This window comes from Streptomyces sp. NPDC031418 (genome assembly GCF_055581605.1).
Genome location: NZ_JBVIJC010000007.1, coordinates 91,166 through 116,271 on the forward strand (window position 1 = coordinate 91,166; position 25,106 = coordinate 116,271).

The following is a 25,106-nucleotide window of genomic DNA, read 5'->3' on the forward strand; positions in this document are numbered from 1 at the left end:
CATGGTCGTACGCGGGATCCTGGGGCGCCAGCGGCGCGAGCACAAGGCGCCGGAGCCGCACCCGTCGGGTGCCCGTGCGCCGAGGCTCCCGGGTGAGCTGGTCCCGAACCACGTCGCCATCGTCATGGACGGCAACGGACGCTGGGCCAAGGACCGCGGGCTGCCGCGCACCGAGGGACACAAGGTCGGCGCCGAGCGGGTGCTGGACGTCCTCCAGGGCTCGATCGAGATCGGCGTCCGCAACATCTCCCTGTACGCCTTCTCCACGGAGAACTGGAAGCGCTCGCCCGACGAGGTCCGCTTCCTGATGAACTTCAACCGCGACTTCATCCGCAAGACCCGGGACCAGCTCGACGAACTCGGCATCCGGGTGCGCTGGGTGGGCCGGATGCCCAAGCTGTGGAAGTCCGTCGCCAAGGAACTCCAGGTCGCCCAGGAGCAGACGAAGGGCAACGACCTGCTCACGCTGTACTTCTGCATGAACTACGGCGGACGCGCCGAGATCGCCGACGCGGCCAAGGCGCTGGCCGAGGACGTGGCGGCGGGGCGGCTCGACCCGTCCAAGGTGAACGAGAAGACGCTCCAGAAGTACATGTACTACCCGGACATGCCGGACGTCGACCTGTTCCTGCGCCCCAGCGGCGAGATGCGCACCTCCAACTACCTGCTCTGGCAGAGCGCGTACGCCGAGATGGTCTTCCAGGACGTGCTGTGGCCCGACTTCGACCGCCGCCACCTGTGGCGCGCCTGTGTCGAGTTCGCCTCCCGCGACCGGCGGTTCGGCGGCGCCATCCCCAACGAGGAGCTGCTGGCCATGGAGGGCAAGCCGGCCACCTGACCGCCACCGGCGGTTCACCGGGGCTGCCGAGGATACGGGCCATGAGACGTCTCACCCCGCTGCTCGCCCTCGGCGCCCTGCTCCTGGCCGCGCTGCCCGCGCACGCCGCCGACGGCCCGGCGCACCGCGAGAGTTACGGCACCAAGGCCCCGTACGCCGGCGGGCAGGACCCGCAGCGCTACCAGCAGCCGCCGGCCGGCTACACCGCCGTCCTCACCGAGAACGTCTCCCGGCACGGCTCCCGCGCGGCCACCGCCGGCACGGACGGCGACCTGGTCCTCGCCCTGTGGGACAAGGCCCGGACAGCCGGGCAACTCACCCACAAGGGCGAGGAGTTCGGGCCCCGGGTGCAAGCCCTGGAGGCCGCCATGGCCCGGATCGGCTACGGCAACCTCAGCGGGCGCGGCAAGCAGGAACTGACGGACACGGCGGTCAGGCTGGCACACCGGCTGCCGTCGCTGTTCGCGAAGATCGCCGACGACGGGGAGAAGATCGACGTCGTCAGCTCCGGGCAGGGCCGCGCCGTCGACAGCGGCACCGTCTTCGCCGGGGCCCTCGCCGACACCGATCCGGCCCTCGCGCCGTTGATCGGACCGGCCCGGGCGGACAAGGACCTGCTCTACTTCCACAAGGCGGCCGGCGGCGCCGCCTACCGCGACTACCTCGCGAACGACCAGCGCCTGAAGGACACCCTCCGGGGCATCGCCGGGCAGCCCGCCACGCTCGACCACGCCCGCAGCGTGCTGCGCCGGCTGTTCACCGACCCGTTCGTCGCCGAGATCCCCGACCCCGTCGGCGCCGCCGAGGCCGTCTACAACCTGTACGCCATCGCGCCCGCGATGAGCGAGGAGAGCCCGGACGGCAGGGGCTGGGGCATGGAGCGGTACATCTCCCGGTCGGACGCCGCCTGGTTCGGCTACCTCTCCGACGCCGAGGACTTCTACGAGAAGGGGCCCGGCTTCGCCGACAGCGACATCACCTACCGGATGGCGGACGTCCTGCTGGACGACTTCTTCCGGCAGGTGGAGGCCAAGCGGGACGGCACCAGCGACCTCGGCGCCGAGCTGCGCTTCACCCACGCCGAGGAGATCATCCCGCTGGCCGCGCTGATGGGCCTGCCGGGCAGCACCCGGCCGGCGACGCCGGGCGAGCCGTACACGTACGCCAGCAACCCCTGGCGGGGCGCCGCGGTCTCCCCGCTCGGTGCGAACATCCAGTGGGACGTCTACGAGAAGGACGGCCGCTACCTCGTCCGCATGCTCTACAACGAGCGCGAGACACCGTTCAGGTCGGGCTGCCGCCCGATCGCCGAGGGCAGCACGTTCTACGACCTGGACGAGCTGGAACGCTGCTTCGGACGCGGCTGATCAACGGCCGGGGGACGCATGTACGATCCCGCCTCGTGACGATGGACATGGGGCGGGAGGCCGTCCGGGAGACGGTCGAGCTGGCGTTTCGGCTGGAGGCGCGCGACTTCGTGTCGGCGCTGCGGGCGCGGCGGAAGATCAGCAGGTCGAGCCGGCTGGCGACGGGGGTGCTGGGCCTGATGTTCCTCGCCTTCGCACTGACCGCCGCGGCGGAGCTGGCCGGCGGGCGGGTGGATCTCTTCCCCGTCCTGATGATGATCTACTGCGGCGTCGGGCTCGCCGTGACACCGGTGCTCCAGGCGCGGCGGCTGGCCCGGGTGGCCGAGGTGAGCGGGGCGTGCCGGGTGACCGTGGACGAGGAGGGGGTGACGGTGCGCGCGGAGCATGTGACGGTGGTGCAGGAGTGGGGGGCGCGGCCGGTGTACCGGGAGACGGCGGACTCCTTCGCACTGTTCAGCGGGGACCGGAACGCGCGGTGCATGACGCTGCTGCCGAAGCGGGCGCTGACCGATCCGGCGGACGTGGACCGCCTGAGGTCTCTCCTGGACCGGCACATCACGCGGGCCTGAGCGGGGAGCTGCCCCTTCAGGGGCGCGGGGAACTGCGCGAGCAACCCCCACTCAGCCGCGGCCGGCGACGGCGGGGGACGGCCCCGCTCAGCCGGCGGCGCACTCCGCGCAGGTGCCGAAGATCTCCACCGTGTGCGCCACGTTCACATAGCCGTGCTCCGCGGCGATCGCCTCCGCCCACTTCTCGACCGCCGGGCCCTCCACCTCCACCGCCTTGCCGCAGGCGCGGCAGACCAGGTGGTGGTGGTGTTCACCGGTGGAGCAGCGGCGGTACACCGACTCGCCGTCGGAGGTGCGCAGGACATCCACCTCACCGGCCTCGGCGAGGGACTGGAGCGTGCGGTAGACGGTGGTGAGTCCGACCGAGTCGCCCTTGTGCTTGAGCATGTCGTGGAGTTCCTGCGCGCTGCGGAACTCGTCGACCTCGTCCAGCGCCGCCGCCACGGCTGCCCGCTGCCGGGTCGCGCGGCCCTTCACGGGCGGTCCAGCGGTCGTCACCGGTTGCCTCCTCAGTCTCGCTGTCTGCCCGGGCCATTCTGCCAGCCCGGGCGGTGAGCGGTCAGACGCCGACCTCGTCGGATGCGCTCCGGGTGGCCGGAATCGAGCACTCCGCGGGGTCTCCGGAGGGCTGGGCCGCGGCTGCCGCGCGGGCGCGTCGCCGGGCCAGCGGGGTGGCGAGCGCGGTCAGGGCGATGAACGCGGCGATGGTGAGGAGGACGATCGTCGCGCCGGGCGGGACGTCCTGGTAGTACGAGGTGACGGTGCCGCTGACGGTCACGGCCACCCCGATCGCGACGGCGATCGCGAAGGTCGCGGCGAAGCTGCGGCTGAGCTGCTGCGCCGCCGCCACCGGCACCACCATCAGCGCGGACACCAGCAGCAGGCCGACCACGCGCATGGCGACCGTGACGGTGACCGCCGCGGTGACCGCGGTCAGCAGGTTCAGCACGCGCACCGGCAGGCCGGTGACCCGGGCGAACTCCTCGTCCTGGCTGACCGCGAACAGCTGGCGGCGCAGGCCCAGCGTGACCAGCAGCACGAGCGCGGCGAGCACACAGATCGCGGTCACGTCGGACTGCGAGACGGTGGACAGGGAGCCGAAGAGGTACGAGGTCAGGTTGGCGTTGGAGCCGCCCGGCGCGAGGTTGATCAGCATCACGCCGCCGGCCATGCCGCCGTAGAAGAGCATCGCGAGGGCGATGTCGCCGCGCGTCCTGCCGTACCAGCGGATCAGCTCCATCAGGACCGCGCCGAGGACGGAGACGGCGGTCGCCATCCACACCGGGGAGGTGGAGAGGAGGAAGCCGAGGCCGACGCCGGTCATGGCCACGTGGCCGATGCCGTCGCCCATCAGGGCCTGGCGGCGCTGGACGAGGTAGATGCCGACCGCGGGGGCCGTGATGCCGACCAGGACGGCGGCGAGCAGGGCCCGCTGCATGAAGGCGTAGTCGAGGAAGTCCATCACAGCTCCATCAGCTCAGCAGGCCGGTGCGGAGCGGTTCGGCGGCCGCGGGCGCGTGCGGGTGTACGTGGTCGTGGCCGGGCAGGGCGTGCTGGCCCAGGGCCTTCGGGGGCGGGCCGTCGTGCAGCACGCAGCCGTCGCGCAGGACGACCGCCCGGTCGATCAGGGGCTCCAGCGGGCCCAGTTCGTGCAGCACGAGCAGGACGGTCGTACCGGCCTCGACCTGCCCCGCGAGGGTGCGGGCGAGCACCTCCTGGCTGGCCAGGTCGACGCCCGCCATCGGCTCGTCCATGATCAGCAGCTCGGGCTCGGAGACCAGGGCGCGGGCGATGAGTACGCGCTGGTGCTGGCCGCCGGAGAGGGCGTTCACCGAGTCCTTGGCGCGGTCGGCCATGCCGACCAGGTCCAGCGCGTGGTGCACGGCCTCCCGGTCCGCCCTGCGGAAGACGCCGAAGCGGGTGCGGGCCAGCCGGCCCGCGGAGACGATCTCCGTCACCGTCGCCGGGACACCGCCCGCCGCCGTGGTGCGCTGCGGTACGTAGCCCACGCGGGCCCAGTCGCGGAAGGAGCGGCGCGGGGTGCCGAACAGCTCGACCGTGCCGCCGCTGACCGGCACCTGGCCGATGATCGTGCGGATCGCCGTGGACTTGCCGGAGCCGTTGGCGCCGAGCAGCGCGACGACCTCGCCGCGGCCGACGGTGAGGTCGATGCCGCGCAGCACGGGACGGGCGCCCAGCTCGGCGGTGACCCCGCGCAGGGATATGACAGGCTCGTTGGTCATCGCATCTCCCGTCATTTGGCGCCCAGCGCCTGCTGGAGGGCCTTGAGGTTGGCCCGCTGGACGGAGAAGTAGTCGGTGCCGCGGGACGCGCCGGTGATGCCCTCGATCGGGTCGAGGACGTCCGTCTTCAGACCGGCGTCGCCCGCGATGGTCTTCGCGGTCTTGTCGCTGACGAGGGTCTCGTAGAAGACGGTGGAGACGCCGTCGGCCCTGGCCATCTTCTCCAGGTCCTTCACCCGGGCGGCGCTCGGCTCCGACTCGGGGTCGAGGCCGTTGATCGCCTCCTCGGTGAGGCCGTAGCGCTCGGCGAGGTAGCCGAAGGCGGCGTGCGTGGTGATGAAGACCTTGGTCCGGGTGTGCGCCAGCCCGCTGCGGAACTCGGTGTCCAGGCCGTTCAGCTTCTTCACCAGGGCCGCGGTGTTCTTGCGGTAGTCGGCCGCGTGCTTGGGGTCGGCCTTCTCGAAGGCGGCGCCGACGCCCTGGGCGATGGTGGCGTAGCGCACCGGGTCGACCCAGACGTGCGGGTCCTTGCCGCCCGCCTCCTCGCCCTGGTGGCTGTCGTGCGCGGCGGCGTGTCCGCCGACCTCGTTGCCGTGGTTCTCCAGGGTGGTCAGGGAGGCCGCGTCGATCTTCGTGCCGACCGAGGACTGGGCCACCGCGGCGTCGACGGCGGGCTGGAGGTTCTTGAGGTAGAGGACGGCGTCGGAGTCGTCGAGCGCCGCGATCTGCCGGGGGCTGATCTCCAGGTCGTGGGGTTCCTGGCCGGGGGAGGTGAGCGTGGTGACGCGCACATGGCCGCCACCGATCTGCTCGGCCAGGAAGGCCAGGGGGTAGAAGGACGCGACGACGTCGAACTTGCCGGTGTTCGCCGCCTCCGCCTTGTCGCCGGAGCAGGCGGAGAGGGTGCCGATCCCGAGGGCGGTGACCGCGGCGACCGCGGCGGCGGGTATGAGGCGTCGTCGTACGTTCATGACAGTCATTTTCAACAAATATGGAAACCGTTGTCAACAAGCCTGGTGAGGGCCGTCGAGCAGGGGGCCGATTTGGTTCTGGGGGAGCCTGCGCCGGTAACCTGAATCATTCGCAAGCTGGAAGCATCTCCGCTTCAACGCCAGTCGCCGTAATCGTCATGAAGAGAGCACCGTGGCCGCCGACAAGATCGACACCATCGTCAGCCTGAGCAAGCGCCGTGGCTTCGTTTTCCCGTGCAGTGAGATCTACGGCGGTCAGCGGGCCGCCTGGGACTACGGACCGCTCGGTGTCGAGCTCAAGGAGAACATCAAGCGCCAGTGGTGGCGCTACATGGTGACGTCGCGCGAGGACGTCGTCGGTATCGACTCGTCCGTCATCCTGGCCTCCGAGGTCTGGGTGGCCTCCGGTCACGTCGCCACCTTCACGGACCCGCTGACCGAGTGCACCGCGTGTCACAAGCGGTTCCGCGCCGACCACCTGGAAGAGGCGTACGAGGAGAAGAAGGGCCACGCCCCGGCGAACGGCCTGGCCGACATCAACTGCCCGAACTGCGGCAACAAGGGCCAGTTCACCGAGCCCAAGCAGTTCTCCGGCCTGCTGTCGACCCACCTCGGCCCGACCCAGGACAGCGGCTCCGTCGCCTACCTGCGTCCCGAGACCGCCCAGGGCATCTTCACCAACTTCGCCCAGGTGCAGACCACCTCGCGCCGCAAGCCGCCGTTCGGCATCGCGCAGATGGGCAAGTCCTTCCGCAACGAGATCACGCCGGGCAACTTCATCTTCCGCACCCGCGAGTTCGAGCAGATGGAGATGGAGTTCTTCGTCAAGCCGGGCGAGGACGAGCAGTGGCAGGAGTACTGGATGCAGCAGCGCTGGAACTGGTACACCGGCCTGGGTCTCCGTGAGGAGAACATGCGCTGGTACGAGCACCCGAAGGAGAAGCTCTCCCACTACTCCAAGCGCACCGCCGACATCGAGTACCGCTTCCAGTTCGGCGGCAGCGAGTGGGGCGAGCTGGAGGGTGTCGCCAACCGCACCGACTACGACCTGTCGGCGCACGCCAAGGCCTCCGGCCAGGACCTCTCCTACTTCGACCAGGAGGCCGGCGAGCGCTGGACGCCGTACGTCATCGAGCCCGCGGCGGGTGTCGGCCGGACCATGCTGGCCTTCCTGCTCGACGCCTACGTCGAGGACGAGGCGCCGAACGCCAAGGGCAAGATGGAGAAGCGGACCGTGCTGCGGCTCGACCACCGGCTGGCCCCGGTCAAGGTCGCGGTGCTGCCGCTGTCCCGCAACCCCGAGCTGTCGCCCAAGGCCAAGGGTCTCGCCCAGGCGCTGCGGCAGAACTGGAACATCGAGTTCGACGACGCCGGTGCGATCGGCCGCCGCTACCGCCGCCAGGACGAGATCGGTACGCCGTACTGCGTGACCGTCGACTTCGACACCCTCGAGGACAACGCGGTCACGGTCCGCGAGCGTGACTCCATGAAGCAGGAGCGCGTGTCGCTGGACCAGATCGAGGGCTACCTGGCCCAGCGTCTGCTCGGCTGCTGACGCCGGCGGCGTTCAGGCTGTCTCCCGCCCGCCCGCTCATCCGACTCCGTCGGCTGGGCGGGCGGGCGTTTCTGCTTCGGATGTCCAGGTCGCTTCAGATGTCCAGGTCCACGAAGAGCGCCGCGTGGTCCGATGCCTCGTCGAGCTTCGAGTGCACGGAGCCGAAGTGGTCCTGGTGCTCGAAGATGCCCCTCGGCTCCAGGCCGACCCGCTGCACCTTGTCGAAGAGGGCGGGCGGCAACAGGATGTAGTCCAGCTTGTCCCGGGTCGAGCGGCAGGTGCCGTGGGTGCCCGGATCGCCCTGGTAGGACGGGTGGCTCATCACGTCGCGCAGACCGGTGTCGAGCAGCGCCTTCAGCGGCGCGCTGTCCGGGCTGTCGTTGAGGTCCCCTGCGACCACGACGTTCGGCGTGCGCTCCAGCGCCGCCCGGTAGATCTCCGCGACCCGTTGCGCCTGGGCCAGGCGCAGCCGCGGATCGTCGTGGAACTTGCTCTTGAGGTGGTTGCCGAGGAGCACCAGCGTCGTCCCCTCGCCGAGCTGGATCTCGTACTCGGGGCAGTCGCGGCTGAACAGGGGCCGGTCGGGGTGAGCCGGGTCCGGGTCGAACAGGTGCGGGCGGACCGAGGTGATCGCCCGGCGGCTGAGGATCCCGACGTCGATGCCCCGCGGATCGTTGCCGTCGATCAGCAGGTTGAAGGGGTACGGCTGCGCGCCCTCGACGGCGCCCAGGACATGCCGGTTGAAGAGGTCCAGGGTGAGCCGGTCCTCGACCTCGGCCACCAGCTGGATGTCCGCCGTGACCTCGGCGACCACCTGCGCGGTGTTCCGTACCGCGGTCATGTCCAGGTCGTCCTGGACCAGTTCGACCCAGCCGGCCCAGGAGCCGCGGCCGGTCGCGTGGATGGTCAGGTCCTGGACCTGGGCCCCCGGAGGGGGAGGGTCGAAGAGTCCGGTGGTCTTGCCCGGGCGGTTCTGGTTGACGAAGATCAGCGGAGGATTGTCCGGATCGATGTCGTAGGCCCGGTTGGTGACGATGAGATCGGCGATTTCCTTCTTGTCGGCGTCGGTGTACGTCGCCTTGTCGAGCAGCGCGACCAACGTGTCGAAATCGTCGAGGACTTGCTTCCGCTGGGCCGGGTCGGCGAGCCGGAAGGCGGCAGGCCGGCGGAACAGGTTCTCGGTGTTGTAGGTGGCGATACGGACGACCATGGCGGCCTCCTCGGCGGCGCGAACACCGCACGGCCGACGGCAGGCGCCGCCTGAGGGGCTGCACGTCGGCATCTCCCATTCTCCGGCGGGGGCCGCGCCGACGCGAGCTGACGAATGACAGCTGACAGATATTGAAATCTGTCAGCTGTCATGGCAGGGTGGGGGTCATGACGATGCGAACCCGAAACCTCGGAACCACCGGCCCCCGGGTCTCCGCCCTCGGCCTCGGCTGCATGGGCATGTCCGCCCTGTACGGCGACGCCGACCGCGCGGAGTCCGTCGCGACCGTCCACGCCGCCCTGGAGGCCGGGGTCACCCTCCTCGACACCGGCGACTTCTACGCCATGGGCCACAACGAGATGCTCGTCGGCGAGGCGCTGCGCACCGCCCCGCCGGCCCGCCGCGAACAGGCCCTCGTCAGCGTCAAGTTCGGCGCCCTGCGCGACCCCGCCGGCAACTGGACCGGCTACGACGGCCGCCCCGCCGCCGTGAAGAACTTCGCCGCCTACTCCCTCCAGCGCCTCGGCGTCGACCACATCGACGTCTACCGGCTCGCCCGCCTCGACCCGGACGTGCCCGTCGAGGAGACCGTCGGCGCCATCGCCGAGCTGGTCGAGAAGGGGTACGTGCGGCACATCGGGCTCAGCGAGGTCGGCGCCGACAGCATCCGGCGGGCCGCCGCCACCGCCCCGATCGCCGACCTCCAGATCGAGTACTCGCTCATCTCCCGCGGCATCGAGCGGGAGATCCTGCCGACCGTACGGGAGCTGGGCATCGGGATCACGGCGTACGGCGTCCTGTCCCGCGGCCTGATCTCCGGCCACTTCACCCCGGAACGGCAGCTGTCCGCGAACGACTTCCGGGCCCACTCGCCCCGCTTCCAGGGCGACAACCTCCGGCACAACCTGAACCTGGTCGAGGCCCTGCGCCGCATCGCCGACCGGAAGGGCGCCACCGTCGCCCAGCTCGCCATCGCCTGGGTGCTGGCCCGGGGCGAGGACATCGTGCCGCTGATCGGCGCCCGCACCCGGCAGCGGCTCGGCGAGTCGCTGGGCGCCCTGGACGTCGTACTGGACGCGGCCGACCTCGCGGCCGTCGAGGAGGCCGTCCCGGCGGACGCGGCGGCCGGCGAGCGCTACGCCCCCGCCCAGATGGCCAGCCTCGACAGCGAACGCTGAACCGGCCGCCGGGTACGGTCTAGACATGGCACCGACCAGCGAGACCCTGACCGCCGAGCGCATCCTCGAAGCGACCGAGGAGGTGCTGCGCCGCCACGGCCCGGCCAAGGCCACCGTGGTCGACGTGGCCCGCGCGCTCGGCGTCAGCCACGGCAGCGTCTACCGGCACTTCCGCACCAAGGCGGTGCTGCGGGGCGCCGTCACCAAGCGCTGGCTGGACCGGACTTCGCAACAGCTGGCCGGCATCGTCACGGCGGACGCCGCGCCCGAGGAGCGGCTGCGGGCCTGGCTCGCGGCGCTGTTCGAGGCGAAGCGGCACAAGGCCGGGGACGATCCCGAGCTGTTCGCGACCTACACGGTGCTCACCGACGAGAACGGGACCGTCGTCGGTGAGCACATCGCCGACCTGACCGGCCAGCTGACCCGGATCGTCGAGGCGGGAGCGGAGGCGGGCGTCTTCACCGTGTCCGACCCCGCCGCCGCGGCCCGGGCCGTCTTCCAGGCCACCGGGCGCTTCCACGACCCCTGCTACGCGCGAGAGTGGCAGCGCGAAGGAGTGGAGGAGGAGTTCCGGGCCGTGGTGGACCTGCTGATACGGGGGCTCCGCGGGGCCTGACCGGGGCCCCGCCCCTCAGCAGTGGCTCACCCCACCGACCTCGGCAGCCGCAGGCTCAGCAGGCCCGTCAGGACGATCCCGCCCACCTGGGTCAGCAGCGTGACCAGCAACGCGTCCCGCATGCCGAGGTGGGGGACCAGGGTGAGGAACAGCGTGCCGAGCGTGGCCACACCCAGCGCCAGCGCCGACTGCTGGGTCGTCACCATCACCCCGCCGCCGACCCCGGCCCGCGCCGCCGGCACCTCGGACAGCACCAGCCGCATCACATTGGGCAGTTGGAGCGCCTGACCCGCACCGGCCACCGCCATCCCCGGCAGCAGCGACACCACGCCCACGTGCGGCCAGTCCCGCCACACGGCCAGCGCGATCAGCAGCACCCCCACCCCCTGCGCCACGGACCCCGCGGTGACCACCCGGGTGCCGTACCGGGCGACCAGCCGCGGACCGGCGAGGGAGACGAAGAGGAAGACGACGGCCATCGGCGCCAGCGCGAGCCCCGCCGGCACCGGGCCGAGCCGGGCCCCCTGCTGGAGCGCCAGCGCGATCACGAACATGAACCCGGCGAAGCCGATGGAGAACGGCACCATCAGCACCAGCCCCCGCCGCATCGACGCCACCGCGAACAGGCTCGGCGGCACCAGCGGCGTCCGCCCGGCCCGGTCCGCCCGCCGCTCCACCGCCCAGAACGCCCCGGCCACCACCGGGAACGCGGCCAGCGACAGCCACGTCCACAGCGGCCAGCCCGCCGCCCGGCCCTCGGTGAGCGGCGCCAGCAGCGTCAGCAGGGACGCGGCGAGCAGCACCGTGCCCGGGCCGTCCACGGGCTCCGGACGCTGCGACCGGGTCTCCGGCACGAACCGCACCGCGAGCACCAGCCCGACCACGACCACGGGCACGTTGACCAGGAACACCGACCGCCATCCGGTGCCCGCGACATCGGCGGCCACCAGCACCCCGCCGAGTATCTGCCCGGCCACCATCGACAGCCCGGCCGTCGCGCCGTACAGGCTCATGGCCTTCGCGCGGCGCGCGCCGCTGGTGGCGGCCTGGATGGTGGCGAGCACCTGCGGCAGCATCGCGGCGGCCGCCGCGCCCTGCGCCACCCGCGCCGCCACCAGGGTCCAGGCGTCCGGCGCCAGGCCGCAGGCCAGCGAGGTCACCCCGAACGCGGCCATGCCGCCGAGGAACAGCCGGCGCCGCCCGAACAGGTCCCCCAGCCGTCCGCCGACGACCAGCAGCACGGCGTACGCCACCCCGTACCCGGCGACCACCAGCTCCAGCACGGCCTCGCTCGCGGCCAGGCCGGAGCCGATGGCCGGCAGGGCGACGTTGACGATGAAGAAGTCGACCAGCGGCAGCGCCGCGGCCAGCAGAACGGTGAACAGGCCGAGCCCGCCGAGTCCCGGCGGACCGGCCGCCGGCCGGGCGGTGCCGGCCGGGGCGGTGATGACGGTTTCGCTCATGGCACCGAGCCTGCGCCCGCACTCAGAGTGGTACCAGAGTCTCCTCATCCTGGTACCAGAAGTACCTGGAAACAGGATGGCGCAGGCGGCACCCTGGAACCATGACGACCGCGCCGCCCCTTGTCCAGGACACCGCCACCCGGCAGCCGCGCCGGCCCTCGCAGATCCGCCGCCAGGAGCTGGCCGCCTTCCTGCGCAGCCGGCGCGAGCGGATCACCCCGGAGCAGGTGGGCCTGGTCCGGGGAGCCCGGCGCCGCACCCCCGGCCTGCGCCGCGAGGAGGTCGCGCAGCTCTCCGCGGTCGGCGTCACCTGGTACACCTGGCTGGAGCAGGCCCGCGACATCCAGGTCTCCGTGCAGGTCCTGGACGCCCTCGCCCGCACCCTGCTGCTGGACGCCAGCGAGCGCGCCCACCTCTTCCAACTGGCCGGGGCCACCGACCCGACGCCCGCCGCGCACTGCACCGGCGTCACCCCGGCGCTGCGCACCCTGCTGGACCGGCTGGACCCGAACCCCGCCTGCATCCAGAACAGCCGGTACGACATCCTCGCCTACAACCGCACCTACGGCCTGCTGCTGGGCGACCTGGACGCCATCCCGCCCGAGGACCGCAACTGCATGATCCTCGTGCACAGCGACCCGGGCTGGCAGCAGGGGGTCGTCCACCTCGCGGAGTCGCAGCGGCTGATGGCCGCCCGGCTGCGCGCCTCCCTCGCCGGGCACCTCGGCGAACCCGCCTGGAAGATGCTGCTCAAACGGCTGAAGGAGTACTCCGCGTTCCGCGAGAACTGGGAGCGCTACGAGGTGGTCGCCACCCGCTCCAGGACCAAGGAGTTCCGCAACCCGTACGTCGGCCTGCTCACCCTGGAACACACGGACCTGTGGCTCGGCCCCGAGCTGGGTGCCCGCATGGTCACCTACACCCCGAAGGACGAGCAGACCGCCGAGCGGCTGGAGCGGCTGTACGAGCTGGCGCTCAGCAGGGCTTGACGTGCCGGCCCGGGTACCCGGGCGGCAACCGACGCAGCAGCGCATGGCCGGAAAAGGGCCGACCCGAGGTGGTGTTCCGGTAAAAGCTTCGACATCGGCTGTTCAATAACCCTGACCTGGTCTTGTTCTGTGCATGACTCACTCGATGGGATGCGCGTGACCACTTCGTCCGATCACGGACACGTCCGACCACGGACCTCTCTCAGGGGAATTCATGCACATAGCCCGTACCGGGCGCGGCGTCGCGGCCACCGCGGCCGTCACCGCCGCCCTTGCCGCCGCCGCGCTGACCACGACGTCGCCGGCCGGTGGCAACACCACCGCCTCCGCCGCCGTACCGCACACCTTCGCGGCGCCGGCTGTCGCGGGACACCAGCTGGTCCACGGCGTGGCCAAGCCGCTCCCCATCGCGCAGTGCCAGAGCAAGTGGCACATCGCCTGCTACAACCCCCTTCAGTACCGCACCGCGTACAACCTGAACGCGCTGTACAAGAAGGGCATCACGGGCAAGGGGCGCACGATCGTCATCGTCGACTCGTTCGGCTCCCCGACGGTCCAGCACGACCTGGACGTCTACAGCAAGCAGTTCGGTCTGCCCAGCACCAAGGTCAAGGTCGTGAAGTGGGGGCACGTCCCCGCCTTCGACCCGAAGAACAGCGACATGACCGGCTGGGCCGGCGAGACCACGCTGGACGTCGAGATGGCCCACGCCGTGGCGCCCGGCGCGAAGATCGTGCTGGTGGAGACGGCGGTCTCGGAGACCGAGGGCACCACCGGTCTGCCGGAGATGATGAGCGCCGAGAAGTACCTGATCGACCACGGGGTCGGCGACGTCATCAGCCAGAGCTTCGGTGCCACCGAGAACACCTTCCCGGGCTTCGAGAAGGGTGACTTCACCAGCATCAAGAAGCTGCGGTACGCCTTCCAGGACGCGCAGCGCAAGCACGTGACCGTGCTCGCCTCCTCCGGTGACGGCGGCGCCACGGACAACACCGCGGACGGCAAGGGCTACTACAAGAAGCGCGTCAACTCCTGGCCCTCCTCGGACCCGCTGGTCACCTCCATCGGCGGCACCCAGCTGCACCTGAACGACAAGGGCCAGCGCGTCAAGCCGGACAGCGTGTACAACGACTACGGCGCGGGCGGCGGCGGCCAGTCGCACGTCTTCGGCCGTCCCGCCTTCCAGAACGGTGTGCAGAAGGTCGTCGGCACCCGCCGTGGCACCCCGGACATCTCGATGGCCGCGGCCGTCGACGGTGGCGCCTGGGTCTACTCCAGCTTCGACCCGACGGCCACCGGCTGGGACGTCTCCGGCGGCACCAGCGAGGCCTCCCCGCTGTTCTCGGGCATCGTCGCCCTCGCCGACCAGGCCGCCGGGCACCGCCTCGGCCACATCAACGAGGCGCTGTACACGCTCTACAAGCACAAGAGCGCCGGCATCGTCGACGTCAACGACGGCACCGACAACAGCTACGAGGGTGTCACCGGCTACAAGGCGGTCAACGGCTACGACATGGCCACCGGCGTGGGCACCCTGGACGCCCTGCGCCTGGTGTCGGCCCTGGCGAAGAGCGGTCACTGACCCGCCGGCACGGCTGAGACCGGTCGACGCCGGCTGAGACCGGCCGGGACCGGCTGACGGAACCCCCCGGGGGAGAGGCTGCATCTACCTGTCCGCAGAGGCAGGGCGCCTCGCCACGGGGGGTTTCTTGTGCAGGTACGACATACCGCGGCCGTCTCCGCCCTGGGCGTGGCGCTGCTGCTGGGGGCGGTCGGCTGCGCCGACGGCCACCGCGCCGTCGCCGACTGCGGGACACCGCACCTGCGCTGGACACTGACCCGCATGGCCGACGGCGGGCATCCGGGGGATCCGGCCGCCCTGCTCAGCGCCCGCAACACCGGAACGCGGCCCTGCGCCCTCGACGGCTTCCCGGAACTCGACGCCCAGGTGGGCAAGGCGCAGGGGATGGAGTCGCGCCCGAAGCGGGGGGCCACGGCGCCCCGGGTGGTGCTGGAACCGGGCCACGCGGCCGGCTTCCCGGTCCACTACCGCACCGGGACGGACCGGGACGGGTACTGCTACATCACCGGCGACCTCGATCCGGCCCTGTACGTGACCCCGCCGCACCCCGGGCGGGGCGAGCACGGCACCCGCATCGAACTGACCGACGGGCGGGGCCGCCACCTCAACGCCCAGATCTGCTCGGACACCCTCGAACTGGGCCCGCCCGACCGGATCTAGGCCCGCCCGACCGGGTCTAGCTCCGTCCGGAGGCGCCCACGGGCTGGCGGATCTCCGAGGACTCCAGGCGCTCCGCCGTGCGCTCGGCGGTGCGACGGGCCCAGCTGCCGCTGGTGAGCAGGCCGAGGGCGAGGACGGCCAGACCGCAGCCGGTGAGGATCCACCAGCCGGGGCCGGCCGCCGAGACGAAGGCGGATCTGAACGGCGAGGAGCCGACGCCGGAGGCCAGGACCGCGCCGATCACCGCGACGCCGAGCGTCTGGCCCAGCTGTCTGCTGGTGGAGGCGACGGCGGCGGCCACCCCGGCCTGGGCGCGCGGCATCCCGGAGACGGCCGTGTTGGTGATCGGCGCGTTCACGAAGCCGAAGCCGATGCCGAACAGGACGTAGCCGAGCAGACGCGTGACGTTCGAGGTCTCGGCCTCGAAGACGGCGAAGAGGGCGGCGCTCGCCGTCATCGCCGTACCGGCGATCAGGAGGGGCAGGCGGGGGCCGCGGCTGCCGACCAGCCGTCCGGACAGCGGTGCGCACAGGAAGGTGGGCGCGGCCATCGGCAGCATCCACAGGCCCGCGTGCAGCGCGTCCAGGCCGCGCACGTTCTGGAGGTAGAGGGTGGACAGGAAGAGGAAGCCGCCGAGCGCCGCGAACGCGCTGATCGCTATCACGGTCGCGCCGCTGAACGGGGCCGAACCGAAGAAGCGCAGGTCGATGAGGGGTTCCTCGCGCCGGGGCTCGTACCAGAGCAGGGCCAGCAGCGCGGCCAGGGCCACCGCGGCGAACGGCGCCACCGTGCCGGGCCCGGAGGAGGGGGCCTCGATGATGGCGTAGGTCAGTGCGCCGAACAGGGCGATCACCAGCAGCTGGCCGACCGGGTCGGGGCGGCGGGCCTTGGGCGCCCGGGACTCCGGGACGAAGCGCAGGGTGAGGAGCAGGGCGGCGAGGCCGACCGGGAGGTTTATCCAGAAGATCGCGCGCCAGCTCACCGACTGGACGAGGAGTCCGCCCACCAGCGGGCCCGCCGCCATCGAGATGCCGACCACCGCACCCCAGGCACCGATCGCGCGGGCACGCTCGCGGGCGTCGGTGAAGGTGTTGGTGATGATCGACATGGCGACCGGGTTGAGCATCGAGCCGCCGACGGCCTGGACCATCCGGAAGACGATCAGCAGTTCCAGGTTGGGCGCGAGCGAGCAGAGCAGCGAGCCGACGGAGAAGACCACCAGGCCCGCCATGAAGACTCTTCTGCGCCCGATGCGGTCGGCGGTGGACCCCGCCAGCATCAGCAGCGAGGCCAGCACCAGGGTGTAGGCGTCGATCGTCCACTGGAGGCCGGCGGTCGTGGCGTGCAGGTCGCGCTGCATCGACGGCAGCGCCACGTTCAGCACGGTGTTGTCGAGGCTCACGATCAGCAGACTCATACAGCAGATCGCGAGCACCAGCAGACGTCTGCGATGACTCAACTCGGGCATGGTCTCATCGTACCCGACTTCAATAGTATGTCTAACTAATTACAGCTACACGATTCTTCCCGGCGACCGGTCGGCCGGTCGTCCGCCACCTCCGGCTCATCCGAGTACCCGGGTGGGGGACAATGGGGGCTTGACTGTGTCGTACATCCGTACCGGAGCCCTGTGATGACCCACCCGCTCTCCATCGGCCCGCACGCCGTCGCACCGCCCGTCGTGCTCGCACCCATGGCGGGGATCACCAACGCGCCCTTCCGTACCCTGTGCCGGGAGTTCAGCGGTGGCAAGGGCCTCTTCGTCAGCGAGATGATCACGACCCGGGCGCTGGTCGAACGCAACGACAAGACCATGCAGCTGATCAGGTTCGACGCGAGCGAGCAGCCGCGCTCTATCCAGCTGTACGGCGTCGACCCGGTGACCGTCGGCAAGGCCGTCCGCATGATCGTGGAAGAGGACCTGGCCGACCACATCGACCTGAACTTCGGCTGCCCGGTCCCCAAGGTCACCCGCAAGGGCGGCGGCTCGGCGCTGCCGTACAAGCGGAACCTGCTGCGCGCCATCCTGCGGGAGGCGGTCTCCGGCGCCGGCGACCTGCCCGTCACCATGAAGATGCGCAAGGGCATCGACGACGACCACCTCACCTACCTCGACGCCGGCCGTATCGCCGTCGAGGAGGGCGTCACCGCCATCGCCCTGCACGGCCGTACCACCGCCCAGCACTACGGCGGCACCGCCGACTGGGACGCCATCGCCCGGCTGAAGGAGCACGTCCCGGAGATCCCGGTGCTCGGCAACGGCGACATCTGGTGCGCCGAGGACGCGCTGCGGATGGTGCGCGAGACCGGCTGCGACGGCGTGGTCGTCGGCCGCGGCTGCCTCGGCCGGCCGTGGCTCTTCGCCGACCTGGTCGCGGCCTTCGAAGGACGCCCGGACGAGGTGGCCCGGCCCGCGCTGCGCGAGGTCGCCGACGTCATGGTCCGGCACGCCCGGCTGCTCGGCGAGTGGATCGGCGACGAGTCCAAGGGCGTGATCGACTTCCGCAAGCACGTCGCCTGGTACCTGAAGGGCTTCGCGGTCGGCTCCGAGATGCGCAAGCGGCTCGCGATCACCTCCTCGCTGGAGGAGCTGAGGGCCGGGCTGGACGAGCTGGACCTCGACCAGGCCTGGCCGTCCGGCGCGGACGGGCCCCGGGGCCGTACGTCCGGCAACAACCGGGTGGTGCTGCCGGACGGCTGGCTGAAGGACCCGTACGACTGCGCGGGCGTGAGCGAGGACGCGGAGCTGGACACCTCCGGGGGCTGAGAGAGCCCCCTAGGGGGTATCAGCCCTTCTTCGGGTGCGGGGTCGAGCCGTAGGCCGTCAGGAAGCGGTCGCGGAAGGCGCTCATCCGCCACACCGGGGCGTCGTGGGCGGGCCGCAGGCCGTCCGACCACCCCCACCCGGAGATCCTGTCCAGCACCTTCGGGTCCTTGGCGACGATCGCCACCGGCACATCACGGCTGGCGTGGTTCCCGCTGACCCGGGCGATGGGCTGGTGGTCGCCGAGGAAGACCAGGACGGTGTCCTTGGTGCCGTACCGCTCCAGCCACTGGGTGAGCGCGGTCACCGAGTACTGGATCGTCTTGCCGTACTCCTGGCGGGACTTGGTGGTGTCGGCGATGACGTCGGCCGGCTTGTTGCCCGCCGCCTGGATGCCCTTGAAGATCGAGCCGTCGCCCAGCTGGTCCCAGCCGACCATGTGCGGGATCGGCGCCCACGGCTGGTGGCTGGAGGTGAGGATCAGCAGCGACATGCGTGCCTTGCCGTCCGCGGGCTTCCTGCTGTGCACCCGGTCCTGGTACTGCTGCAACGCGTACTGGTCCGGCATGGTCGACCAGCTGAACTTCGGTCCCTTGTAGCCGAGTTGGAAGGCGTTGTAGACCTTGTCGAGGCCGTACCACTTCTGCTCCGGCCACGCCTTCTGCACGCCCGGCATGACCCCGACCGTGTCGAAGGCGCCCGTCTTCTTGAACGCCTCGGTCAGGCTGAGGTGGTCGCTGGCCATCACCGTGCGGTAGCGCTGCTGGTTGCTGATCCACAGGCCCGACATGGTGGTGGAGTGCCCGAGCCAGCTGCTGCCGCCGTAGGTGGCCGAGGTCAGCCAGCCGCTCTTGGCGTGGAAACCGGCCTTGGCCAGCGCCTTGGTACGGGCGTCGAGGGTCGCGTCGACACCCGGCGCCATGATCGGGTCCTCGATCGCGCTGCGGCCGTAGCTCTCGATGAACGTGAAGATCATGTCCTTGCCGCGCAGATCGGGGACCAGCTGGCTGCCCGGCGTGTTCCCGAAGGCGTCGACCCGGGCCACCTTCTCGAACTCCGCCTCGTCCCGCAGCGTGCTCGCCACCTCCCGGACCTGCGCCTTCATCGCGGAGGCAGTGCCGTCGGAGGCGATCGGCACACCGCCCAGCTGGAGGCCCAGCGAGGAGCAGGTGATCCACGCCACCCCGGCGATCAGCGTGCCCCGGGTGGCGATGCCGTGGTTGCGGACGAGCAGGTTGCTCAGCCGGACCGTCGACAGCGTGAGCAGCACGAAGAGGAGGACGACGAGGGCGATGACCCCGACCACGGCGGCGAGAGCGGTCGTACGGCCGAGGGAGTCCGCCAGATACGACTCCGCGTCGCCGAACAGGCTCCAGTCCAGTACGACGTTGAAGCCCCGGCCCAGGTACTGGTTGAAGCCCATGTCCAGCAGGTTCAGCACGGTCATGGCCGCCAGCGCGAGCCCGGACACCACGGCCAGCACGAGCCGCGGCCGACGCGGCAGCGCGAGCAGCACGGCGGCGCCGATGACCGCCTCCCCGGGGATCCGGGTGAACGCCGTGGGCTCCAGCCGTACGACGGTGTTCGGCAGCACCAGCGCGGCGAGGACCAGGACGGCGGCGCACACGGTCACGGCACAGGACACCACCCGCGCGGCGACCGGATACCGCTCCCGCCAGAACACCCAGGGCCGCCGGGAGCGCCGGGGCAGCTCAGCGATGCCGTCCCGGCGGGGAGCGGGAGCGGAGTCTGCGGCTTCGGCTTCGGCTGGGCTGGGCGCAGGGTCTGCGGTTCCGGCTTGGCCGGAAGCGGGGGATTCGGCTGCGGCTTCGGCTTCCGTTTCGCCTTGGGGCGGGGCTTCGGCTTCGGCTTCTGTTTCGCCTTGGGGCGGGGCTGCGGCTTCGGCTTCGGCTTCCGCTTCGGGTTCGCTGGTTGGGTCCGTCGCGGGCGCGGGAGGGTCGGGGAGGTCCTCGGGGCCCTGGACCGGCTCCGCCCGGCCGGTGTCCGAGGGCTGGTGCGTGCTTGTGTGCTGAGGCAACCCGGAGGTCCTTCCGTACGACAGCCGTGGCGAAGGGCGGGCCACGCGGGGAGGCTGGGCGGACCGGAGAACGGTCCGCCTGGCCCGCCGTCATCCGGTACGGCCCGCCCCGGACGGCTGTTCACGGCGGTCGGCAAACACCCGGCAAACGCCTTCTCAAGCGAGGTGCCCCACCCTGACCCGCATGCCCTAGGCGCCCCCGACCGCCGTGAGGAGGGCGAGGGGGGCCGCCGCCGAGCGGGCCTCGCGCAGGCAGGCGTGCGGGTACGGCACCGGCTCGCTGTGCGTGCCGCGGTCGTAGCCCGCGAGGACCTCCGGCAGCCGGTGGCCGGTGGCCGTCGCCGCGTCGACCAGCGCGTGGGCGACCGTACGGGCCTCGTCGTGCAGGCCGTAACGGGCCAGCCCCAGCGTGAGCAGCGCGTTGTCATGCGGCCAGACCGAGCCGCGGTGGTAGGAGAGGGGGTGGTACGCCGGCTGGCCGGAGGCCAGGGTGCGGACGCCCCAGCCGGAGAAGAAGTCCGGCTCCAGCAGCCTGCGCCCGACCACCTCGCCGTACTCCTTGTCCAGCAGCCCCGACCACAGCAGATGCCCGGCGTCGGAGGCCAGCGCGTCGATCTGGCGGCCCCTGCCGTCCAGCGCCAGCGCGGGGAAGGAGTGCTCCCGCATCCAGAAGTCCCGCTGGAAACGGTCCCGGAGGTCGGCGGCCGCCTGCTCCAGCAGCGCGGCGTACGTCTCGTCGGACCACACCGTGCGCGCCAGCCACGCCGTGCGGCGCAGCGCGTCGTACGCATAGCCCTGGGCGCCCGCCGCCATCACCGCGCCGGTGGGCCGGCTGCCGTCGGCGCAGCAGATCGCGCCGGGGGAGTCCTTCCAGTTCTGGTTGGCGAGACCGCCCTTGTCGGCGCGGTAGACGAGGTAGCCGCGGGAGGTCAGGCCGCCGTGGTCGAGCATCCAGCCGATCGCGGCCCGGGCGTGCGGCTCCAGACGGCGGGCCAGGGCGCTGTCGCCGGTCCGCTCGGCATACGCGCCGAGCAGGATCAGGAACAGCGGGGTGGCGTCGACCGAGCCGTAGTACCGGCGGAACGGCACCTGGCCGAAGTGCGCCAGCTCGCCGTGGCGCACCTCGTGCACGATCTTGCCCGGCTGGGCGACCGGGAACGGTCCGCTGTCGGTCGCCTGGGTGGCGGCGAGCGCCAGCAGGACGGCGGCGGCCGGCTGGGGCCGGTAGGGAAGCACGAACAGGGAGGTGAGCAGGGCGTCCCGGCCGAGCAGGGTGAGGAACCAGGGCGCGCCGGCGGCCGGCACCCGCAGCTCCTCGCCGTCCGGCCCGGTGGCCGGCACCTGGAGCGCCGCCAGGTCCGCGAGGCCCCGGGCGCAGGCCTCCGCCAGCTCCGGCCAGCCGGTGGGGAAGGCCACCCCCTCCATGAACCGCTCCTCCAGGGACAGCAGGTGCTCGCGTACGGCGGCCGGGCCGCGGGGCACCCGCAGGGCCCGCTTGTCGCCGTGCGGGCGGGCCATCACGCGCAGCACCAGCTCGGTCGTGCCGTGCGGTTCCAGGGTCAGGGTCCACACCAGTCGGCGGGCGCCGGTGCCGGTCTCCTCGACGGCGTCCGGAGCGGGCTCGGCGCTGATCGTCGTACAGGACCGCCATTCGGCGCGGCGGTAGGCGAACTCGATGCCGTCGTCGAGGACTTGCCGGGAGCGTACGGCCCCGGCCTTGATGTAGGTGCGGTGGTCGGAGCGCAGCTCGAACTGGTCGGCGAAGTCCGCGTCGGCGGTGATGGCGAGGCGGACCGTGGTGGGCACCGGGCGGTTGCTGGTCACCCGGAGCGTCTCCACGAACGCGCTGTCACCGACGGCCTGTTCGCGGAAGAGGGTGTGTGCCGGGGGCTCCTGGCGGCCGCCGCGCGGCACCAGGACGCAGTGGGCGGCGGCGTCGCCGTCCGTGACCGGGCTCAGCAGCTCGGGCACCCCGCCGTCGACGGTGAGCTGCCAGCGGCTGAGGTGCCGGGCGTCCCGTACGAATAACCCGTCCGGAAGGCTGCCGCCCCGGACCCCGCTGATGTCGCCCCGGTCGCCCACGGCGGCGAACGTCGCGCCGTGCACGAGCAGATGATGCCGGTCCGTCATGCCGGGTTCCCTTCCTTGTCACTCCTGTCGAACGTGCCGGTGCCCGTGGGGGACACGCCTGGTGCGGGGTGCTTGAGAAGCTCTTGGCCCAGTTGGTGATGGAGGTCCAGCGCGAGCGCCGCCGTCCAGCTGAAGCCGGTCGCCCCGCAGGCCTCGCCGGTGTACGGATCGACGTACTCGGCGAAACCGGTGCTGTCCGCGAGGTGCAGCATCGCGGTGCGCAGCGCGTCGGCCCGGTCCCGCTCCCCATGGGTGCGCAGCCCCCGCTCCAGCAGCCAGCCGGTGTTGAACCAGGCCGGGCCGCGCCAGTAGCGGTGCGGGTCGAAGGCCTCGCCGAGCAGGTCGTAGCTGGGGACCAGCCGGGTGCGGTCGCCGAGGGAGAAGTGCGGGCCGTGCAGGGTGCGGACGAGGGTGGCGGCGATGGCGCGGGGCAGGCCGGGCAGGAGCAGCGGCACCAGCCCGGAGACGCTCCGCTCGGGGACGAGCGCTCCCTGCCCCGGCCGGGATCCGGGCGGCCCGGCGCGCAGATCCCGGCACAGGAACATCCCGGCCTCCGGGTCCCACAGCCGCGCCACCAGCGCCGCCGTCAGCCGCTCCGCACGCGCACGGCGGGCGGCGCCGGCCGCGCCCAGCTCCTCGGCGATCCGGGCGAGCGCGTGCTCGGAGGCGATGAGCAGGGCGTTGAACGCCGGATCCTCGACGGCGAACTCGCCGCCCCGGGGGCCGGCCCCTCCCCGCCGGCCGGCGTCGTCGCCGTACCCCCCGTCCCGGTAGTCCGCCGCGAGCCGTACGTACCGGCCGTAGTCCAGGTCCGTCGGCCGGTCCTCGGGGGCGCCGTGGGCGAGGTCGGCGCGGCGGAAGGAGCGGGCCGGGGCCGGGGCGATCCGGGCCAGCGGGGCGTCCCAGCAGGGGCTGTTGTCCATGCCCTGCTCCCACGGATGGACCACCGACACCAGTCCGCCGCCGCCCAGGTCCCGCCGGTGCAGCAGATAGCGGTGCCAGGCCGCCAGCCGCGGGTACAGCCGGGCCAGGAAGCCCCGCGCCCGGGACAGCCCGGGGTCGGCGCGGTGCACCAGCCAGGCCGCCAGCGCATGGACCGGTGGCTGCACGATCCCCGAGGTCTGTACGGTGCGCGGGGCGCCCGCGGCGCTCCCGGCGGTGGCGGACCGCCAGAAATCGGGGCTCGGGAAGTACGCGTCGAGCGGGACGGAGGGGTTGAAGACGATGTGCGGGACACGGCCGTCGCCCCACTGCGCGGCCAGCAGCGTCTCCAGCTCGGTCTGGGCCCGCAGCGGCGAGAGGTGCCGCAGCCCGATCGCGATGAACGCCGAGTCCCAGGACCACTGGTGCGGATACAGCTTCCGGGACGGGACCGTCGAACTGCCCGTCCAGTTGGCGTCGAGCACCCGGGCGGCCCTGACGTGCAGGGACGAGGGGATGGCGGGCGGATCGTATGCGATCTCGTACTGCGCGGGACGGGCGTTGAGCTGGGCAGTGCGATCCACTCGGGGCTCCCCGAAGACGAAGGCGACCGGCCGTGACGACCGGGTTTGGCAGTGGCCACCGTAGAGTTACGTCTATTTAACACGCAAAACTCACTATGTAATGCAGGCTTGAGGAACACAAGGGGGTGCGCATGACCGGACGGCCGGGAAGGACCGTGAAGAGCTCCAGGGGCGGCAGTCAGGCCGGCGCCGGGGATCTGCTCGAACTGGTGCGCAGCGGAAGGGCCGTGACACGGGGTGCGCTCCAGCAGGCGACCGGGCTGTCCCGGGCGACGGTCGGTCAGCGGCTGGACCGGCTGTTCCGGGCCGGCTGGCTGCGCGAGGGCGCGGGCGGCCCGGTGGACTCGCCGCTCGGCGGCCGCCCTTCCATCACCCTGGAGTTCGACGACTCCCACGCGGTGGTGCTCGCCGCCGACCTCGACACCCGGCACGCCCGCGCGGCGGTCCTCTCCCTGACCGGCGAGATCCTCGCCGAGCACGCGGAGGTGCTGGCCGTCGAGGACGGCCCGGAGAGGGTGCTCGGCGAACTCGGCCGGTTGTTCGCCCGGTTGCTCGAGAAGGCCGGGCGGCCGGCCGAGCTGGTCTGCGGCATAGGGCTGGCCGTGCCCGGCCCGGTGGACAGCGAGACCGGCCGGGTGGTGCAGCCGCCGATGATGCCGGGCTGGGACGGCTACGACATAAGAGGCCGCCTCCGCCGCGCCTTCACCGAGCAGACCGGGGCCCCGGCGGTCCCGGTCCTGGTGGACAACGACGCCAACCTGATGGCCTACGGCGAGCAGCGCACCGGACACCCCGACTGCGCGGCCTTCGTCCTGGTCAAGGTGTCCACCGGCATCGGCGCCGGCGTGGTCGTGGACGGCTCGGTCTACCGGGGTGTCGACGGGGGCGCGGGCGACATCGGGCACATCCGGGTGGGCGCGGACGCGCTGTGCCGGTGCGGCTCGCAGGGCTGCCTCGCCGCGGTGGCGAGCGGCGGCGCGGTGGCGCGGCGGCTGGCGGAGTCCGGGGTGCCGGCGGCCTCCGGCTCGGACGTACGGGACCTGCTGGCGGCCGGGCATCCGGAGGCGGCGGCGCTGGCGCGGGAGGCGGGCCGCCGGGTCGGGGACGTGCTGGCGACGGTGGTGACCCTGCTGAACCCCGGGGTGCTGATGATCGCCGGCGATCTGGCCGGAACGCCCTTCCTCACCGGGGTGCGCGAGCTGCTGTACCAGCGGGCGCTGCCCCGCTCCACGGCCCATCTGGACGTCGTCACGTCCCGGCTGGGCGACCGGGCCGCGCTCATCGGAGCGGGGGCGCTGGTGGTGGAACACCTGTACGCGCCGGAGCGGGTGGAGGAGCGCCTGCTGGCGCTGGGCGTGTGATGCGGCGTATCGCACCCTTTGTACTGCGGTTTCTGTCGGCCTCCGGGACCCGGCGGACCGTCCGCAT

21 protein-coding genes are annotated in these 25,106 nt (G+C 71.9%); 11 read left to right on the plus strand and 10 right to left on the minus strand.

The annotated features are described in order from the left end of the window. The first annotated feature begins 1 nt into the window (after position 1). The 3 genes from ACZ5CZ_RS11355 to ACZ5CZ_RS11365 are packed head-to-tail and all read left to right on the plus strand — an operon-like array spanning position 2 to position 2,774. Positions 2 to 838 (plus strand): isoprenyl transferase, encoded by an 837-nt coding sequence (locus tag ACZ5CZ_RS11355; protein WP_385844669.1) that lies wholly within the window; start codon positions 2 to 4, stop codon positions 836 to 838. Between the two features lie 41 nt (positions 839 to 879). Next, entirely contained in the window at positions 880 to 2,205 is a 1,326-nt protein-coding gene (locus ACZ5CZ_RS11360; RefSeq protein WP_468941574.1) for a histidine-type phosphatase, read from the plus strand. 35 nt (positions 2,206 to 2,240) lie between these two features. Beyond that, on the plus strand, positions 2,241 to 2,774 hold the full coding sequence (locus tag ACZ5CZ_RS11365) for a hypothetical protein (RefSeq protein WP_468941577.1): 534 nt from the start codon (positions 2,241 to 2,243) through the stop codon (positions 2,772 to 2,774). An 87-nt stretch (positions 2,775 to 2,861) separates the two neighbouring features. Here ACZ5CZ_RS11365 and ACZ5CZ_RS11370 read toward each other — a convergent pair whose 3' ends face one another. The 4 genes from ACZ5CZ_RS11370 to ACZ5CZ_RS11385 form a co-directional block, all read right to left on the minus strand. Beyond that, positions 2,862 to 3,272, minus strand: coding sequence for a Fur family transcriptional regulator (locus ACZ5CZ_RS11370; protein WP_385844675.1), 411 nt, complete (start codon positions 3,270 to 3,272; stop codon positions 2,862 to 2,864). A 61-nt stretch (positions 3,273 to 3,333) separates the two neighbouring features. Beyond that, positions 3,334 to 4,236 (minus strand): metal ABC transporter permease, encoded by a 903-nt coding sequence (locus ACZ5CZ_RS11375; protein ID WP_385844676.1) that lies wholly within the window; start codon positions 4,234 to 4,236, stop codon positions 3,334 to 3,336. A 10-nt stretch (positions 4,237 to 4,246) separates the two neighbouring features. Next, positions 4,247 to 5,017, minus strand: coding sequence for a metal ABC transporter ATP-binding protein (locus ACZ5CZ_RS11380; protein WP_385844678.1), 771 nt, complete (start codon positions 5,015 to 5,017; stop codon positions 4,247 to 4,249). 11 nt (positions 5,018 to 5,028) lie between these two features. Beyond that, positions 5,029 to 5,988, minus strand: a complete 960-nt coding sequence (locus ACZ5CZ_RS11385; RefSeq protein ID WP_385844679.1) for a metal ABC transporter substrate-binding protein — start codon at positions 5,986 to 5,988, stop codon at positions 5,029 to 5,031. A gap of 172 nt (positions 5,989 to 6,160) precedes the next feature. Here ACZ5CZ_RS11385 and ACZ5CZ_RS11390 point away from each other — a divergent pair, with 172 nt between their 5' ends. Next, the gene (locus tag ACZ5CZ_RS11390; protein ID WP_385844681.1) at positions 6,161 to 7,543 is read left to right on the plus strand and encodes a glycine--tRNA ligase; all 1,383 of its coding nucleotides are present in this window, start codon (positions 6,161 to 6,163) and stop codon (positions 7,541 to 7,543) included. Positions 7,544 to 7,637: 94 nt separating this feature from the next. Here the strand turns inward: ACZ5CZ_RS11390 and ACZ5CZ_RS11395 are convergent, their stop codons facing one another. Beyond that, positions 7,638 to 8,753, minus strand: a complete 1,116-nt coding sequence (locus ACZ5CZ_RS11395; RefSeq protein WP_468941583.1) for an endonuclease/exonuclease/phosphatase family protein — start codon at positions 8,751 to 8,753, stop codon at positions 7,638 to 7,640. A gap of 167 nt (positions 8,754 to 8,920) precedes the next feature. Between ACZ5CZ_RS11395 and ACZ5CZ_RS11400 the strand changes: the two genes are divergently transcribed. Then, a complete protein-coding gene (locus ACZ5CZ_RS11400; RefSeq protein WP_468941586.1) occupies positions 8,921 to 9,931 on the plus strand; it encodes an aldo/keto reductase in 1,011 nt (336 codons plus the stop codon). A gap of 25 nt (positions 9,932 to 9,956) precedes the next feature. After that, positions 9,957 to 10,547 (plus strand): TetR/AcrR family transcriptional regulator, encoded by a 591-nt coding sequence (locus ACZ5CZ_RS11405; protein WP_385844685.1) that lies wholly within the window; start codon positions 9,957 to 9,959, stop codon positions 10,545 to 10,547. Between the two features lie 26 nt (positions 10,548 to 10,573). On the opposite strand, the gene ACZ5CZ_RS11410 is transcribed toward ACZ5CZ_RS11405, so the two are convergent. Further along, positions 10,574 to 12,010: an MFS transporter gene (locus tag ACZ5CZ_RS11410; RefSeq protein WP_468941591.1), complete on the minus strand. Its 1,437-nt coding sequence runs from the start codon at positions 12,008 to 12,010 to the stop codon at positions 10,574 to 10,576. 101 nt (positions 12,011 to 12,111) lie between these two features. On the opposite strand from ACZ5CZ_RS11410, the gene ACZ5CZ_RS11415 reads away from it, so the two are divergent. From ACZ5CZ_RS11415 to ACZ5CZ_RS11425, 3 genes are all read left to right on the plus strand, one after another. Then, positions 12,112 to 12,999: a helix-turn-helix transcriptional regulator gene (locus tag ACZ5CZ_RS11415; protein ID WP_468941594.1), complete on the plus strand. Its 888-nt coding sequence runs from the start codon at positions 12,112 to 12,114 to the stop codon at positions 12,997 to 12,999. Positions 13,000 to 13,213: 214 nt separating this feature from the next. Then, a complete protein-coding gene (locus ACZ5CZ_RS11420; protein WP_385844689.1) occupies positions 13,214 to 14,581 on the plus strand; it encodes a S53 family peptidase in 1,368 nt (455 codons plus the stop codon). Between the two features lie 129 nt (positions 14,582 to 14,710). Continuing rightward, positions 14,711 to 15,241: a DUF4232 domain-containing protein gene (locus ACZ5CZ_RS11425; protein WP_468941597.1), complete on the plus strand. Its 531-nt coding sequence runs from the start codon at positions 14,711 to 14,713 to the stop codon at positions 15,239 to 15,241. Positions 15,242 to 15,257: 16 nt separating this feature from the next. On the opposite strand, the gene ACZ5CZ_RS11430 is transcribed toward ACZ5CZ_RS11425, so the two are convergent. Further along, entirely contained in the window at positions 15,258 to 16,709 is a 1,452-nt protein-coding gene (locus ACZ5CZ_RS11430) for an MFS transporter (protein WP_468941600.1), read from the minus strand. Positions 16,710 to 16,874: 165 nt separating this feature from the next. On the opposite strand from ACZ5CZ_RS11430, the gene dusB reads away from it, so the two are divergent. Continuing rightward, on the plus strand, positions 16,875 to 18,008 hold the full coding sequence (gene dusB / locus ACZ5CZ_RS11435; RefSeq protein WP_468941603.1) for a tRNA dihydrouridine synthase DusB: 1,134 nt from the start codon (positions 16,875 to 16,877) through the stop codon (positions 18,006 to 18,008). Between the two features lie 19 nt (positions 18,009 to 18,027). Here dusB and ACZ5CZ_RS11440 read toward each other — a convergent pair whose 3' ends face one another. The 3 genes from ACZ5CZ_RS11440 to ACZ5CZ_RS11450 all read right to left on the minus strand — a co-directional run bounded on the left by ACZ5CZ_RS11440 (position 18,028) and on the right by ACZ5CZ_RS11450 (position 23,678). Continuing rightward, positions 18,028 to 19,689 (minus strand): LTA synthase family protein, encoded by a 1,662-nt coding sequence (locus ACZ5CZ_RS11440; RefSeq protein WP_468941606.1) that lies wholly within the window; start codon positions 19,687 to 19,689, stop codon positions 18,028 to 18,030. Between the two features lie 543 nt (positions 19,690 to 20,232). Next, positions 20,233 to 22,173, minus strand: a complete 1,941-nt coding sequence (locus ACZ5CZ_RS11445; RefSeq protein WP_385844696.1) for an amylo-alpha-1,6-glucosidase — start codon at positions 22,171 to 22,173, stop codon at positions 20,233 to 20,235. Beyond that, positions 22,170 to 23,678: an MGH1-like glycoside hydrolase domain-containing protein gene (locus tag ACZ5CZ_RS11450; RefSeq protein ID WP_468941609.1), complete on the minus strand. Its 1,509-nt coding sequence runs from the start codon at positions 23,676 to 23,678 to the stop codon at positions 22,170 to 22,172. Before ACZ5CZ_RS11450 ends, ACZ5CZ_RS11445 begins: the two co-directional genes overlap by 4 nt. A 131-nt stretch (positions 23,679 to 23,809) precedes the next feature. On the opposite strand from ACZ5CZ_RS11450, the gene ACZ5CZ_RS11455 reads away from it, so the two are divergent. Then, positions 23,810 to 25,039 carry an ROK family transcriptional regulator gene (locus tag ACZ5CZ_RS11455; protein WP_468941612.1) on the plus strand — a complete coding sequence of 410 codons (1,230 nt, stop codon included), beginning with the start codon at positions 23,810 to 23,812 and terminating at the stop codon, positions 25,037 to 25,039. The last annotated feature ends 67 nt before the right edge of the window (positions 25,040 to 25,106 follow it).

What these genes read in the sequence shown, in the direction of transcription:
- ACZ5CZ_RS11375 (WP_385844676.1), bottom strand. Translation starts at nt 4,236, where the DNA reads ATGGACTTCCTCGACTACGCCTTCATGCAGCGGGCCCTGCTCGCCGCC.
- ACZ5CZ_RS11420 (WP_385844689.1), top strand. Translation starts at nt 13,214, where the DNA reads ATGCACATAGCCCGTACCGGGCGCGGCGTCGCGGCCACCGCGGCCGTC.
- ACZ5CZ_RS11455 (WP_468941612.1), top strand. Translation starts at nt 23,810, where the DNA reads ATGACCGGACGGCCGGGAAGGACCGTGAAGAGCTCCAGGGGCGGCAGT.
- ACZ5CZ_RS11405 (WP_385844685.1), top strand. Translation starts at nt 9,957, where the DNA reads ATGGCACCGACCAGCGAGACCCTGACCGCCGAGCGCATCCTCGAAGCG.
- ACZ5CZ_RS11430 (WP_468941600.1), bottom strand. Translation starts at nt 16,709, where the DNA reads ATGCCCGAGTTGAGTCATCGCAGACGTCTGCTGGTGCTCGCGATCTGC.
- ACZ5CZ_RS11445 (WP_385844696.1), bottom strand. Translation starts at nt 22,173, where the DNA reads ATGACGGACCGGCATCATCTGCTCGTGCACGGCGCGACGTTCGCCGCC.
- ACZ5CZ_RS11400 (WP_468941586.1), top strand. Translation starts at nt 8,921, where the DNA reads ATGACGATGCGAACCCGAAACCTCGGAACCACCGGCCCCCGGGTCTCC.
- ACZ5CZ_RS11410 (WP_468941591.1), bottom strand. Translation starts at nt 12,010, where the DNA reads ATGAGCGAAACCGTCATCACCGCCCCGGCCGGCACCGCCCGGCCGGCG.
- ACZ5CZ_RS11360 (WP_468941574.1), top strand. Translation starts at nt 880, where the DNA reads ATGAGACGTCTCACCCCGCTGCTCGCCCTCGGCGCCCTGCTCCTGGCC.
- ACZ5CZ_RS11415 (WP_468941594.1), top strand. Translation starts at nt 12,112, where the DNA reads ATGACGACCGCGCCGCCCCTTGTCCAGGACACCGCCACCCGGCAGCCG.
- dusB (WP_468941603.1), top strand. Translation starts at nt 16,875, where the DNA reads ATGACCCACCCGCTCTCCATCGGCCCGCACGCCGTCGCACCGCCCGTC.
- ACZ5CZ_RS11355 (WP_385844669.1), top strand. Translation starts at nt 2, where the DNA reads ATGGTCGTACGCGGGATCCTGGGGCGCCAGCGGCGCGAGCACAAGGCG.
- ACZ5CZ_RS11380 (WP_385844678.1), bottom strand. Translation starts at nt 5,017, where the DNA reads ATGACCAACGAGCCTGTCATATCCCTGCGCGGGGTCACCGCCGAGCTG.
- ACZ5CZ_RS11385 (WP_385844679.1), bottom strand. Translation starts at nt 5,988, where the DNA reads ATGAACGTACGACGACGCCTCATACCCGCCGCCGCGGTCGCCGCGGTC.
- ACZ5CZ_RS11395 (WP_468941583.1), bottom strand. Translation starts at nt 8,753, where the DNA reads ATGGTCGTCCGTATCGCCACCTACAACACCGAGAACCTGTTCCGCCGG.